Annotated in this window: 14 protein-coding genes and 1 pseudogene; 3 read left to right on the top strand and 12 right to left on the bottom strand. The window is 40.5% G+C overall.

The features are described from left to right. Positions 1-2: 2 nt before the first annotated feature. The 3 genes and pseudogenes from BVE84_RS04315 to tnpA all read left to right on the top strand — a co-directional run bounded on the left by BVE84_RS04315 (position 3) and on the right by tnpA (position 2,115). The gene (locus tag BVE84_RS04315) at positions 3-593 is read left to right on the top strand and encodes a type IV toxin-antitoxin system AbiEi family antitoxin domain-containing protein (RefSeq protein WP_076995850.1); all 591 of its coding nucleotides are present in this window, start codon (positions 3-5) and stop codon (positions 591-593) included. Then, the gene (locus tag BVE84_RS04310) at positions 590-1,435 is read left to right on the top strand and encodes a nucleotidyl transferase AbiEii/AbiGii toxin family protein (RefSeq protein ID WP_076995849.1); all 846 of its coding nucleotides are present in this window, start codon (positions 590-592) and stop codon (positions 1,433-1,435) included. Before BVE84_RS04315 ends, BVE84_RS04310 begins: the two co-directional genes overlap by 4 nt. 245 nt (positions 1,436-1,680) lie before the next feature. After that, positions 1,681-2,115 (top strand): annotated as a pseudogene (tnpA, locus tag BVE84_RS04305) (IS200/IS605 family transposase). Between the two features lie 131 nt (positions 2,116-2,246). Here tnpA and BVE84_RS04300 read toward each other — a convergent pair. The 12 genes from BVE84_RS04300 to dcm all read right to left on the bottom strand — a co-directional run bounded on the left by BVE84_RS04300 (position 2,247) and on the right by dcm (position 14,281). Beyond that, positions 2,247-5,051, bottom strand: coding sequence for a phage tail tip lysozyme (locus BVE84_RS04300; RefSeq protein WP_076995848.1), 2,805 nt, complete (start codon positions 5,049-5,051; stop codon positions 2,247-2,249). Between the two features lies 1 nt (position 5,052). Then, a complete protein-coding gene (locus BVE84_RS04295; protein ID WP_076995847.1) occupies positions 5,053-7,404 on the bottom strand; it encodes a VirB4-like conjugal transfer ATPase, CD1110 family in 2,352 nt (783 codons plus the stop codon). Beyond that, complete coding sequence (locus BVE84_RS04290; protein WP_076995846.1) at positions 7,358-7,714, bottom strand: PrgI family protein; 357 nt, start codon at positions 7,712-7,714, stop codon at positions 7,358-7,360. Before BVE84_RS04290 ends, BVE84_RS04295 begins: the two co-directional genes overlap by 47 nt. 61 nt (positions 7,715-7,775) lie before the next feature. Beyond that, complete coding sequence (locus BVE84_RS04285) at positions 7,776-8,630, bottom strand: VirB6/TrbL-like conjugal transfer protein, CD1112 family (protein ID WP_135017431.1); 855 nt, start codon at positions 8,628-8,630, stop codon at positions 7,776-7,778. An 18-nt stretch (positions 8,631-8,648) separates the two neighbouring features. Continuing rightward, the gene (locus tag BVE84_RS04280; RefSeq protein WP_001072182.1) at positions 8,649-8,891 is read right to left on the bottom strand and encodes a hypothetical protein; all 243 of its coding nucleotides are present in this window, start codon (positions 8,889-8,891) and stop codon (positions 8,649-8,651) included. A 17-nt stretch (positions 8,892-8,908) separates the two neighbouring features. Continuing rightward, positions 8,909-10,726 carry a VirD4-like conjugal transfer protein, CD1115 family gene (locus tag BVE84_RS04275; RefSeq protein ID WP_076995845.1) on the bottom strand — a complete coding sequence of 606 codons (1,818 nt, stop codon included), beginning with the start codon at positions 10,724-10,726 and terminating at the stop codon, positions 8,909-8,911. Next, on the bottom strand, positions 10,726-11,214 hold the full coding sequence (locus BVE84_RS04270; RefSeq protein WP_000093699.1) for a hypothetical protein: 489 nt from the start codon (positions 11,212-11,214) through the stop codon (positions 10,726-10,728). Before BVE84_RS04270 ends, BVE84_RS04275 begins: the two co-directional genes overlap by 1 nt. 76 nt (positions 11,215-11,290) lie before the next feature. Beyond that, on the bottom strand, positions 11,291-11,875 hold the full coding sequence (locus BVE84_RS04265) for a CPBP family intramembrane glutamic endopeptidase (RefSeq protein ID WP_000619432.1): 585 nt from the start codon (positions 11,873-11,875) through the stop codon (positions 11,291-11,293). 2 nt (positions 11,876-11,877) lie between these two features. Beyond that, complete coding sequence (locus BVE84_RS04260) at positions 11,878-12,111, bottom strand: hypothetical protein (RefSeq protein WP_001005707.1); 234 nt, start codon at positions 12,109-12,111, stop codon at positions 11,878-11,880. Between the two features lie 8 nt (positions 12,112-12,119). Next, positions 12,120-12,503: a thioredoxin domain-containing protein gene (locus tag BVE84_RS04255; protein WP_000895333.1), complete on the bottom strand. Its 384-nt coding sequence runs from the start codon at positions 12,501-12,503 to the stop codon at positions 12,120-12,122. Positions 12,504-12,513: 10 nt separating this feature from the next. After that, on the bottom strand, positions 12,514-12,942 hold the full coding sequence (locus tag BVE84_RS04250) for a hypothetical protein (RefSeq protein ID WP_076995844.1): 429 nt from the start codon (positions 12,940-12,942) through the stop codon (positions 12,514-12,516). After that, entirely contained in the window at positions 12,926-14,281 is a 1,356-nt protein-coding gene (gene dcm / locus BVE84_RS04245; RefSeq protein WP_000670052.1) for a DNA (cytosine-5-)-methyltransferase, read from the bottom strand. The genes BVE84_RS04250 and dcm overlap by 17 nt, the downstream gene beginning before the upstream one ends. Positions 14,282-14,310: the final 29 nt, after the last annotated feature.

Genomic DNA, 14,310 nt, shown 5'->3' with positions numbered 1-14,310 from the left:
GCATGTCAAAAAAAGAGATTCTACTTGAATTTATAGAAAACCACAATGGCATTATCACCTATAAAGATTGTAAAGCTCTAAATATTCCAACAATATATTTGACAAGACTAGAAAAAGAAGGAATTATATACCGCGTCGAAAAAGGAATTTTCCTAACCCAGAATGGAGACTACGACGAATACTTCTTCTTTCAGTACCGATATCCCAAGGCTGTTTTCTCTTATATCTCAGCGCTTTACCTGCAACATTTTACAGATGAAATTCCTCAATATTTTGACGTAACCATTCCTAGAGGCTACCGTTTTAATACTCCTCCAGCTAATCTGAACATTCATTCCGTTTCTAAGGAATATAGTGAATTAGGAATTACTCTTGTAAAAACCCCTATGGGAAACGAGGTAAGAGTCTATGATTTCGAACGTATTATCTGTGATTTTGTGATTCATCGAGAAAAAATAGATACTGAGCTTTTTGTCAAAACACTTCAACTTTACGGAAACTATCCTAAAAAAAATCTTACAAAACTCTATGAATATGCGACAAAAATGAACATCTTGGACAAGGTCAAACAAACTCTGGAGGTCCTAGTATGAATAAAGCTAAGCTAACAGCACTCTGTCATAAAATATCTAAGAATACTGGATTAACCTTTAATTCCGTGATGACCTATTACTTTCTAGAAGTGATTTTGAAAAAATTAAGTCAGAGTACCTATTCAAATCACTATATCTTCAAAGGAGGATTCCTACTGTCAAATGTTATTGGAGTTGAATCTCGTAGCACGGTTGATATTGATTTTTTGTTCCATCAAATAACACTCTCAGAAGATACTGTGGAGCAGCAACTCAAGGAAATTTTAGCAGATTCAGAAGAGGGTATATCTTTTGTGATTCAATCCATCACAGCTATTAAAGAAAGTGATGACTATGGTGGCTATCGAGCAACAATTTTGTGTCAACTTGAGAATATTAAACAAGTTATCCATTTGGATATTGCGACAGGTGATGTTGTAACTCCTCAGCCGATTACATACGACTATAAAGCTATTTTTGATGAAGACAATTTTCCAATCATTGCTTATACAATTGAAACAATTCTAGCTGAGAAACTTCAAACCATCTATTCACGTAACTTCTTGAACAGCAGAAGCAAAGATTTTTATGATGTTTATATTCTATCAAAACTAAAGAAAGAAGACATTGACTTCATTCAGTTGAATAATGCCTGTCAGAGAACATTTTCATATCGCGGAACAGATCTCGATTTTGAAAAGATTATTGCACTACTCGAGAGGTTCAAATCTGACCCTATTCAGAATAAACAATGGCAAAATTATTCGAAAAAATATAGCTATACAAAGGGAATTTCCCTTGCAGATGTTCTTGATGAGATGATTCGTCTCATAGCAGTTCTCATTTCTATAAATTCTGATTAATAGTAACCCAAAAATTAAAAAGGATATGCTAACATTTATACATTTTGTTAGCATATCCTTTTTCTATTATGGCTTCGAGCCAGTTTTTCTCGTAGAGAAAAACAAGAAAACCACCAGCATAGCTGGTGGTTGACAAGGCTTTGAGCTTCCATTTCTTTTTCCTGATATAATCTAATTGTTCAGGTTAGATAAAGGAGGAAAAAGAAATGGCTAAAACCAGTTACAGTTTATCACATACCAAATAGATGTGCAAATATCACATAGTTTTCACACCTAAGTACCGTAGAAAATCCATTTACTACAAAATAAGGCAGGACTTAATTGATATTTTCCGTCATCTATGTTGATACAAAGGCGTGGAAATCATTGAGGGACACATGATGCCAGACCATGTTCATATGCTTGTCTTGATACCCCCAAAACTTTCGATTTCCGATTTTATGGGATATTTGAAAAGTAAAAGTGCTCTAATGATATTTGATAAACACGCTAATTTGAAATATAAGTATGGAAATCGAAAGTTTTGGGCTAGAGGCTACTATGTTAGTACCGTTGGGCTGAACGAAAAGATAGTTGCGAAATATATTCGCGAGCAGGAGAAAAATGACATTGCACTTGATAAATTGAGTGTCAAAGAGTATGAAGATCCATTTTCAGATGGCAGTTTTAGAACGAGATAAAAGCCCGTTGTTACGGGCATTAGTCAAGTAATTATAGCACTAACCTGAACGAAGTTCAGCGAACGTCTTTAGACGTCGCTGGAGAGAAACGGCTTATAGCCGGTGTACAAGCCACCCGTTTTCACGGGTGGTTATGACTTCGTCGTATAAGCAAAACTCAAGCTACTATCCACTCCAGATAATTTTCGGAAGGTATAGTTTGGATTACCGTTGTAGTTGGTTTCTGAGATAAGGAAGGAGCCATCTGGGTAGACTTTTTCCACGAAAGCCACGTGTCCGTATTCTGCTAGTGTACCATGGCCTCCACCCGCAAAGGAGAGTATAGCTCCTGCTTTCGGAGTCGTGCCTGTTTCACCACCGAGGCTTGCTGCTGTACGCACCCAGTCTTGGCCATTACCCATGGTGCTGATGATTGAAATCTTCTCACCATTTCGGCCTTTGAGTTTCAGCCCCAGTTGGTTGATACGGGCTGCGACTCCCCACGTACATTGACCGTAAGCATAACCCATACCGTCACCACCTCCTGGAATAGAGTTCTCAAAGAGGTCTCCTCGGACAGCTTCAAGTGCTTTTGGATCACTTTGTGCCGTTCCACCATTTGGCTGACTGAAGCCCTTTTCAATTTGATAGAACCACTCAGTCGCTCTTGTTTGTCGCTCTAATAGCTTATCTCCTGAGTTACCTTCCCAGTAAATCAGAAAGAGTTGGGCAAGACTGGCTGGACTTCCTGAATTGTTAAAGAACTCTTTCAACCAACTTGTGTAGTAAGGACTATCCCCATGCAACATGAAGTCCAGTTGTAACCCCAAATCATACCACTTCTGATGTTTTCCTTTGGCATATTCTAGCAATAAGGTATGTCTGCGTGACCCATCTGCAGTGTCTGTCCACTGGCCTAATCCTAAACCACGTTTGAGGATATTAGGGTAACGTCCATTGTATATTGTTGGACCATTAAGTGAAAGCCAACCCTCATCATCCCACGAACTGTCTGTCGCACCAATAGGTGGAGATAGATAGTCGCCCTCTGCACGCTTCGGATTAATGGAAGATTCTACCGACCAATTTCCTAAAATGGCTGCGATAGCTTGATTGGTCGCACCTTTACTTTTGAGATAGTTATAAATCGCCTTGGCTCTCTCGAACTCATCGCCGCCAAACTGACCGATAGTTGGAAGAATGGTGGTCTGAACCTGATTCACTTTTGGAAAGTAAAAGGCAGGATTGACATAGACCAATTTATCCGTGTCATCATCAACCTTCTGATAGGTGACTTTTAGACCCGTTCCGTCTTTGGTTTGACCAATAATGTCTCCTGCCAAGACTTGTTGATTTTCACTCACTCGACCTGAATGAATGCCAAACAAGGTTAGTTTAGTCTTATTCACTCCCTTACCAGATGTCAGAATAACGGTCTCTCCATCAAGAGATACCTTGCCATCCATTGGAGCCACAATAACTTGGCCTTCTTTGGCTTCTAAGATAATATGGTGATGAAGCGTTGGTTTCTCATCAATGATCTCATAACCATATCGGTATAACATACTTAAACTATCTTCATCAGTCTGTCCCTGAAAGGGATTGTCCAATTCTTGAAGGGCTAAATAGTTGCCTTCTTCGGTCAACTCCTTTAGTTCTTCCTGGTCCTCATCAGACAGCTTGTAAGCAGGTTCTTTATACAAGTCAGACATGGATTTAATAGAATCACCACCGTTTAAGTCTGTCCACACTTGACTGAGAAATGCTTTATAAGTCGCACCACCTGTTTCCATGAAATCGTCAAGCTTATAGTCTTGGTATTGATGATTCATGTAAACCATGACCTCATCAATTTTGGTGTAGTAGGCGATCCCTTTTTCGTTGATTCTCGTATGTTCCGCATCTTCCCACGTCATGTGGGTATAGGCCTTGGTCAACTCCATCTCATCTTGTTGAATGACACTGCTACCTGAGACACTCATGAAAAAGCTCATCATCAAAAGGAGTATCAAGAGAATGCCTGAGACAATCCAAGTCAAAGGATTTCCCGCAATTGCAGAAAAGAAGGTCAGACTTCCCTTAATGGCTTGGACACCCTCCTTAACTCCTGCTAGACTGTGCTTTTTGGCATGCTTTAAAAAGGTTTGGAAGCGTCTTTGTGGTTTAAGAGGTTTCTGGCGTGTGAATCCTTTTCCCTTTTTGAAGTTCTGGAATCGTTCCTTTCCATGAGCCACTTTCGTCTTTGTAAAACGCACACCAGTCTGACCACTTTTCACCGCCACTTTACCTGCTTGATAGGTAAACCTGCCATAGCGTCTGGCTTTCAAGCTAGTATCCTTTAAGGTTCTTAGCCCATCTAAATCATCATCCTGTGCTACCAGGTCAAGCGATTCAGATACAGCTAAGCCTAATCCAACTTTGACTTTGGTAGAGTTTTTCTTAGACTTTTGGACTTTCTTGAGTTGTTTGACCTCACGTTTGGCAGAACTGACTTCTTTTTCAGCACTTAGTCGATCAAATGACTTTTCTTGGTGAAATTGAAAGCGAGACTTCACGGAAGGATCTTCTTTTTGGAAAGTAAACTTGGGATTAACCGATTTTGACTTTTCACTTAGTTTCACTTCTGACAAATGTTTTCTTGCCGTCCGCAAACGCTCTTGAGCTTGCGGAAGTCGGTAGTTCTTGATTTCCTTTACCTTCAACAGTCTAGGAGACACATAGGTAATTTCCTTTAGGAACTTCTCTTCTGCTTCCTTTTGGCTACTGAGTAGATTTTCTTTTAACAATGTTTTCTTTTCCTGAAAAAGAGAATTTTTGGCTGGTTTTCGAAATCGTCCTATTTTAGGAACAGTCTGTTTTAAGGCTCTAACTTCTTTCCGATAATGTATACGGGCTGATTTTAAGTTGCTTCGAAAATTTTGTCTGGCTTGTTTGACTAGCTTTTTATCCTCTTTCATCTCATGTCCTCATTTTTTCAGGGTCCGTACTCATGATATCAAAGAGCTCAGTGTGTTGTGGAATCTTATTCTTGAATGGGACAACAGTGGAACCGGCCTTGATTAGGCCAGCCCCTTTTTCAGGATTGACCAAGTATTTCTCCAATTCCTTGGAAAGTCCAAGCATGTGCACCAATTCTTCGCGATCGCTCTTAGCCTGTTTTAATAGAATCATAAACTCGCTATTAGCGATAATGCGTCTACCATTGGCATCCAGAAGGAGCGTCTCCACATTTTGAGTAATGCCAGTTGGTATCGCCCCATACTTACGGACACGACTCCAGAGTTTAAAGAAGAAATCAGAGGCATATTTGTCCAATAAAAGAAGCTGCATTTCATCAAAGTAAATCCAGGTCTTCTTCCCTAGTTTTTGATTTTTCACCACACGATTCCAAATCTGGTCAAAGATAACCATGAGGGCAATCTGTTTTAATTCATCGCCTAACTTTTTGACATTGTAAATCAGGAAATGACTGTCTGTTTTAATATTGGTCCGATGTGAAAACATGTCCAGCGACCCTTCCACATAGAGTTCCATATCCAGTGCCAAGTCCTTAGCTTCCTGTTCAGGTTGTTGAGATAAGACAAAGACCCATTCGGCCAAGGACGGTGTGTCAAAATGCTTATAGGTGAGTCGTGTCACACGGTCAATCAAGGACTTCTCACGACCATCCATCTTGCGGTCCAAGAGCTTTCCAATCCAAGATAAGAGAAATTCGGACTTGACCTTGACTGGATCCTCATCCATATTCTCATCGGATAGATCGAGGACGTTTAAGAAGGTAGTGGAATCTGGGGCAATATCAATACTCTCCCCACCAAAGGCTTGACCGATAATACTGTACTCATTTTCTGGGTCAACAATAATAATTTCAGTATCACTATCTACTTCCTTGAGCTTAGTAGAGATGATTTCATGTTTTGTCGCCATCCCTTTGCCAGCTCCAGAAGTCCCTAAAATCAACCCTGACGGAGTATTTAACTTGCCACGGTCAATACTGATGATATTACTTGAGATTTGATTGATGCCATAAAATTTCCCACCCTTGTCCTGAATATCAACGGAAGTCCAAGGTGCATTCACGGCAATATTTGACGTCAATAGAGACCGAGAGACACCTTCAAGATAGTTCTTCCCAAATGGCAAGAGACTATTAAAGGCAGCTTCTTGCATGTAGGTCAAGTTATCGATAATCATATCATTAGACCCTGCCACTTGCTTGATAATATCAAGAGATTGTTTGAGTTGGTCTTCAGTATCCGCCAGCACACCAATTAGAAATACGGTGTCAAACAGTTTATCTCCTGTTTGGGTCATGGTTTGAAGAAGAGCTTCTGCTTCATCGATATTGTTTTCAAGAACATGACCGACCTTCTCCAAATAGATGCCAGTCCGAGCCATCTTTTGTTGTTCCCCAATCTTTTGTGATTCCATCAAGGTCTTCTTGGTTCGCAGCTTGGTCATGGTTTCAGACTTGGTAGAGCCTTTAGCATGTAGGCTAATCATCACTTCCAAATCTGACTGCATGAGGTCACGAATAAATTTATCCCCTAGCTCCATACCGTAATCACGAACATAGACAATCTGTAATAATCTATCGTCCAATTCAATATGATTCTTGTGTTTAAAGGAAAGGTAGGTTGGGGCAATAAAGTGTTTGGTGGATTGACCTGAGAGGGTCAAATCCTTGTAAGAGAACGGTAAATGATTTTCACCTCGCAACATATCCGCAAGGACATTCACTCGCTCCTCTCCACCAAGCAGACCAAGAGACACATCAATCTCTGAAAAGCCACTCTTGAAATATTCCCCAATTTGCGACAGAGAACGAAAAGCTAGTTTTGGTGTTTGGTCGCTCTTGCCAAATGAAAGAAACTTTACAGCCGAAAAGTTGTTCTCGCCCGCCTCTAAGTTGGCATTCATCATGCGATTTAATTCATCACGATAAGCATCAAACCCATCTTCCTGCAAGGGATAGAGAATACTCTTACGGAATTTTTCCAAATTGACCTTTTGATTGAAAATGGTCAGTTGGAAATTGGTCTGATCATCCAGTGAATTGATTAAATCGGAATATTTCTCCACAATAGCTCCTTTATCATCTAAGCCAACTGTTTGATAATTGACATCTCCTAAGAGATAGGTTTGTGAGAAATAACTTGGACTGACCTGCATGAGTCCATTTTGAAAAAGTCCTTGATAGGCTAACGTATTTACGGTAGAAGGTTTGATCTCCTGCTTCTGTGTTTTCGTCTTTTGCTTTTTGTCATTTGAAGAGGTCTTTGGTTTCATTGAGTGTTTTAATTTTTTCACGTTGATCTCCTTTTCTTCCAGTAAATGTACGATCTGGTACTGTTAGTTCATAATGAAATCGATACTTGAGGTAGGTTTCAAATGGTAAATCATTAGGGCGATAGACCCCAAATAACATGAGTGGAATGGTAAAGCTAAAAACAAAACCATAGACAAACCAATCTCCAAATTGCCAGTAAAATAGGTTCAAGCCCAATACCAAAATGGTTATGGCGACGGAAGGAAATACAAAAATAACCTGTCTAGTTGTAAATCCCAGCCATGCCCTGTGTTGAACCTTTGAGATGTCCTTAAAGACACGTGTGTTCATAAATGTTCTCCAATCTAAGTAAGCTATAAAAATAGGAGGCGAGATAATGACTCCCTTCCTCCTACATCCCCAAAATACTTCGGGCGGTTCGTTGACTGCCAACTAAGGCAATGATTAACAAGATGGCCTGTACCAAGCCACCAAACATAATGGCGAGTGATTCCATTACTCCAGCTCCATTTGATACGGCAATCTTTCCAGCCGATTCAAACAAGGGAACAAGAGATACAATTAGAAAAATCAAAATACCTTGCACGGCATAGACCATGACGTTCTTAAGGTAGCCAATCCCAACACTTCTCCAGTCATCACTAAGGAAGGTCGGAATGGTAACAGGGGCAAAAGGTATCATCAGATAGAGTTGGATAAAGCGAATGGTAATCAAGATATTGACAACCATGATACTGGCCATTCGTACCAACCAAATGAGAATCGCAAAAAAGCCAATAATCATTTTTTCTACAATTCCAGATCCCTTGATGCCTGAGATGGTATCGTAATTAGTACCACCATTTGTGACAAGCCCTGCCACTTGTTCAATAACATAAGAGGCAAGGGCAATAATGGCTTCCACAATAACCGTCGTATTGGTAATCACGACCGCGACCATGATGTAGCTGACAATCATAGGTGCTATGGCTTCAAAGGTCATCGCACCACCTGAGTTTGCGATTTTCTTGGCCATTTTTGAAAATTCGAGTACGAGAACAACCGCAAGAATAGCTACTCCCAAGGGCTGCATAATCCCCTTGGTAATGGCTGTCATGTAAGACCACACCGTCGGATTAAAGTCCGCTAGTGACTTAACCAAGTTGGCCGTTGATTCTAAATCAACTTGGAACCCTTCAAAAAAGCTTTCGCTAGATACTTTTTCAGAGGCTAGAAATACAAAAGGTGACGTAAAATTCATCATCATGTCATGTTCTGACCTCCTCTAAATAGTAATCTGTGTCACAAAAGCACCTGCGGCTCCCACCATGACCCCACCAACAATTTCTAGAATGGCATTTCGGACACCTGGACCACCATCTTTAATGTTGGTCGAAAGGTTGATAATGCCCATAACAACAAGAAAGGCTCCTACTGCAATTAAGCCTTTTTGTAATAGAGACATAGCTTGGGAGAACATGGAGCTGGCGTCCACTCCGTAAACAAAGCCTGTTAGTTTTTGATTCATATCATTCCTCATTTCTATTAATGTAGTTTTGTTTCTGTGCTTAGATCCCTTATTTTATGGCCTGACAAATCTACTTCTTCCTCAGCGGTTAGGGGATCGATGTGATAGTGCCACCAGCGTTCATCAGATTCCTTATCCGCAAGCCATTTCCAATTCTTATGTTTGAGTGGAAAATATTTCTTTGATCTAAATACTGGCACTCCTGCAATGCGTACAAGACACTCATCTCGTTTCATATTACCGACTTCATCAGCCGTCATCAAGTCACGGGCAATTTTCTGGTGAGAGGTAGAACTTGAGCCAGTCTGCCCAAAAGAACGACTGATATTTCTGACATCAATGGTTTGTTTGCCTAATAGACCACTCATGAATTTGAAAGTTTCTTCGTCATTTCCACCCAGATAGAGGAGGCTGTCACAGTTCCCCAAAATGGTTTTCCAAGCTTCTTTTTCCTTATAAAGTCCTTGGAGTTGAGCGATATTTTGGAGAATAGGCACAAGACTCATATTCCTAGAGCGGACTGTTGAGGTTTGTTCAGCGAAGTCTGGGATTTCTCCGACATTCGCAAACTCATCCAGATAGCTTCTAACATGAATAGGCAGTTGCCCTTTAAAGTCAACATCAGCCTGTCTGGTCAAAGTGGAGAAAACCGTAGAGAAAAATAAAGCAGATAGGAAACGAAAGGTCGTATCATTGTCTGGAATAACAAGATAGACCATGGTCTTTTGAGTGCCCCACGTTTTCAAATCCATAGTGTCTCTTTGCGTCAAATCAATCACCGATTGAATATTAAAGAGGGCAAATTTAGCTGTTGTGACCGCAATCACCGAATCCAAGGTCTTATCCTTATAGTTTTGAAAATCTGCCCAGTTTCTCATGGTAAAGTTCTCATGACCATATTTCTTAGCATAGTCTTCAAACAGGACTTCAAGTATACTTTTGTCCTGATTGTCTCCCTTTGATAAGAGTTTGATGAGTTTCCCAATCTCAGAAAAGGCTGGATAACGGCCACGCTTACGTCTTGCTTCCTGCTCTTGCTTAGAACTTCCTGGAGGATTGTAAAAATCCACCAAGTAAGAGGCAATAGCTCTCACCAATGTCATGGAAGCCTCATCCCAAAACGGATCACTGCGAGAACCATTTCCTTTGGTATTATTAAAATAGACCGTTAACATACGGTTCAAATCATTCTCTGTTTCTACATAACGAAAGGGATTAAAACCGTCTGAATTGGTCATATTAACCAAGTCTAAAACCTTAACCTGATAACCGTTTTCTAAAAAGAGTTTACCTGTCTTCTCAGCCAAATGGTCTTTCGGATCTACGACAATATTGGAACAGTTAAGTTGGATAAGGTTGGGTTTCACAAAGCGAAAGGTCTTACCTGCCCCAGAACCCCCAATGACAATCAAATTTTTATTTCGGTCAAACTGGGGTTTCTTCTTTTCCAACAAGGTTAGACGAACATCACGAGCCAAAATCGTGTCATTGAAAGGATTCTTACTGTAAAAGTTCCGCTTTTCCTTACTGGTTCCAAATCGTGCAGAACCATATTCTTCCCCTTCCCGATAGACTTTCTGTCCTGTCGATACATAAAGATAGACTAGCGTCATCATTAGAACCCCAAGGATAAAGGCAAGAAAAGATTTTTGAGTAAAGGAAAATAGCCATAAAGGATTGAAAACCTGATTTAACCCCTCTCCTAAGAGGTAGGCAATACGTTCCATAGGTGGGGCATTAGTTAAACTATCATAGAGTAGGGTTAGACGATGGCAGAAATAGCCAAAGGCGAGACCCAAGAGTCCAAAGACAAATGCTTTTTGCCTGGAATACATTACAAGGTCACCTCCTTGGTTTTTACTGCCGAAAGTTCTGTCACTCTAATTTTCTCTTTGGCCAGTTCTATCTCTTGGTCCAAGGTTTTATCAAAGGTTAAACCTTCTAGCTTCTCTGGATTAGACATCAGTTTCTTCAACAATTCATCCAAGTGATGATCGAGCAAGGTCTTATCCTTGGCATAAAAGTAGAGATAGTCTTTTTGCCAACTAATTGCGATTGGCAGTTTTTCTGACTCCATCAACTCCTTAAATTTCTCCACATCGATTGGCTTATCCAGTATGTCTTTACTAACATCAATCGCTTCAATGGCGTAAGGACTTTGAAGGAGTTCTTCCATTTTTTGAACCCCAATCTTATAAGCTGAATCTTGAGCTAAGGCTTGCCTAGCCGACCATTCTAAGAGTTTTAAGAGGGTTCTGACTGTCAATAAACTACTTCTTTCTACGTATTGCATCGCTTGACGTTCTTGTTGTTCAGATGACATAGTGGCCTCCTCTTTTTTCGATTCCCTATCAAACATAAGGTGCTTCCATAATACGGAAGCACTCTTGATTTTGGTATCACAAGAAAGTTACGACATAAGCCAAACTATTCCAAAGTAAATGTAAGGCGATTGCCGTCATACAATCAGTTTTCAATCGAACAACAGCCAAGGTCAAGCCAAGACAGCTATAGATGAGCCAACTCCCTAATTGATTAGGTCCATGGGATAGAACAAAGAGAAAACTGGTCACGCCTATTTGTTCAAAAGGGAATGTCAATTTTTCCCACAGCAATTGCCTGTAAACAATCTCTTCAAGAATACTTGCATTGACCAGAAACAATAAAAAGATAATAGGAGGAACCTGTTTTCCTACTTGTACCAATACTGCTTGATTCCTAGTCTGAACTGGAAATAGGAAACTGATGAAGACTGCAAAAGCAACCATAGCCACAAAGCCAAGAAGCAACCAACTTAGGCGATTTTGTACGCCCACAATTTTTAATGGAACAGTTTTATGACGGGCAATCTCTAAGCAAGTCACACTTAATAGGACCAATTGTAGCAAGACTATACCCTCTATTGTCAGATACTCTTTCAGGAATAAACTCACCAGAAGACCGTTAAGCTGTATGGCTAGATAAAACAACACTATCCTTATCATTGTCACCTCTTAAATAAATCTTCATAATCAATATCTAAGACTAGAACAATACGCTCAACCCATCTTATTTGTGGCATCAGACGATTAGATTTGTAATGCCGTAATTTTTGATAGAGGCGATTAAATTCACTTGGATAAACATATTGACCGTTGAATACTTTGCGAGCTAGTTCTGCCCAAGTGAGGTCTTTTTCAGCCAGAATGATTTCTAAATTGTCCCAAAATCGTTCATTCATCTTCACACCTACCCTGTCACTTGTTTCATCAGACTGGCCTGAAACAACTCTTCTTTTACCTGTCTGGGAAGAAAAGTACGTACTTCGTCTAGCCCAATAGCTGGATAGACGTGATTCTGACAGACAATGAGAGGCAGACGAAGGTTTTGGTCTGGCTTTTGGAGAATGAGCTGAATCATCTCATTCAAACTTATCGAATATTGACTTTTAAAGCGAAGAAATCGTGGCGACAGCAACTCAAAACAATCCGTGGTTTTGGCAAAGAGTGACAGTATGATTTCACGGTTTACCTCACATGCTTTTGTACAACGATAAGCCACTCCATAGGTCGTCAAAATGGTTAGTAAATCTTGATTTGTATTGGTATTATTTCCTAGATATACCTCAAGCATAGGCACCTCCTTATAGGGTTAGGCTATTTTCAACTGTTGGTTCAGGAGTTGAGAAATAGCGACTCATATCAATGGGCATCCGTCCTTCACCAAAGCACTTGACCGTCACTAGAGTCGTTAAAATGCCATCCTTTCCTCTAGCAGTATAATTTTGACCAAAGGCACGAAAGGCCAGGTGATTGTCTTTCGTCAATAGTGTATCTACACCATTTTTAATATCCCTAGTTTCCATAAAATCCGAAATCTGATGAAGATTGGATTCGTAGAATAGGGGATCATTCATCTCTTTGTGGTAATCATCTTCAAAAGTTACCTCAAAGTCACAATCAAAATTGGGGAGCGACAGTATCTTTTGTAATAGCTGATTGGTTTCAGCTTGGTGAATACGTTCTTCTAATTCAGTACAATCTAGGATACTTTTCTTATGTAGTAAGTTCATGTTTTTCTTCCTCTTCCGTTCTTCTAAATTCTCTGGCAATGGCTTCAATAACTGTGACAGTCACGCTATTGCCGGCCTGTTTGTATAGTTGGCTCTTACTAGAAACACTCTCTGCTCTTTCATAAGCCCAATCAGGAAAGCCTTGAAGTCTGAAGCACTCTCTTGGTGTCAGTCGTCTTATTCTCAGGCGATAAAGTTTCCCCTCTAAGACAATGCCTGTGACTTCATACCACTTATCCTGTCGATATTCCAGAGCAGCAACTACTACTCCCATATTGTCTGAAGTCGTCAGAGTATTGGATATTCCCTTTCCCACACGTCCCCTACGTTTGGTTGAGTCTGGATAAGCCAGATTGACAGAGTCTCCAAGAGTTGCCTTTGCGTACCCTGTTTTAGTGGCTTCCTTGATTTTCAGAAATGGCAGCTCCTCCCTCAGCAAAATCTTTGGCACCTTGTCTCCACCTTGCATGGTGGTCAAGGTCGGTGACAAGCCAGAAATGTCAAATACTCTACCGGTCTGGTCAAAGCTAGTCGGCAGATTTCCTGCGACAACAACTCCGTGTTTGTCTTGACTGGTCAAAGTAAACATAGGGTCTTGATTGTCCTTAAATCGACGACCATGTTGGCGTTTTTCTAGTCTATCTGGTGTTAAGACTGGAATGGCGATTTTTGCACCCTCTCCTTTACCTCTTGTTAGTGTAGGAGCAAGTCCACTCGTCAGATAGACTTCACCATTCAAACCATGTTTAGAGGGATTGATATTTCCTAGCCTTTCAAGATGAGCTGGGCTGTCTTCTCTTCTGAGAGGAAATATGAATCTGGAACGGTATCTTCTAGAATGTCCGATAATAAAGACCCGTTCTCTGTTTTGCGGGACTTGGAAGTCCTTGCTGTTAAGCACCTGCCATTCGACATCATACCCCAATTCATCCAGCGTGGAGAGGATTGTGGCGAACGTCCGTCCCTCGTCGTGATTGAGTAGGCCTTTGACGTTTTCCAAAAATAGAAAACGTGGTTGGATTTGTTTGGCCGCTCGAGCAATCTCAAAAAAGAGAGTCCCTCGAGTATCTTCAAATCCCAATCGTCTGCCTGCGAGTGAAAATGCTTGGCAAGGAAATCCCCCGCAGATGATGTCCACTTGCCCTCTAAATTGTCTAAAGTCATGGTCTGTGACCTCTTTAATGTCATGGTATTCTATTTCCCCTTCTGTGTTAAACATGGCTTTATAAGATGTTCTAGCGAATTTATCAATTTCACAAAAGCCCAGGCATTTATGACCCTGTGATTCCATCCCTAGCCTAAAACCGCCTATCCCAGCAAATAAATCTAAAAATTTCATTTTTCCTCTCTTTCCAACTAAAAAAGAGC

The sequence above is a fragment of the Streptococcus azizii genome (assembly GCF_001984715.1).
Classification (GTDB): Bacteria; Bacillota; Bacilli; order Lactobacillales; family Streptococcaceae; genus Streptococcus; species Streptococcus azizii.
The sequence above is the reverse complement of the archived record's forward strand: the minus strand, read 5'-3'. Positions and strand labels throughout refer to the sequence as shown.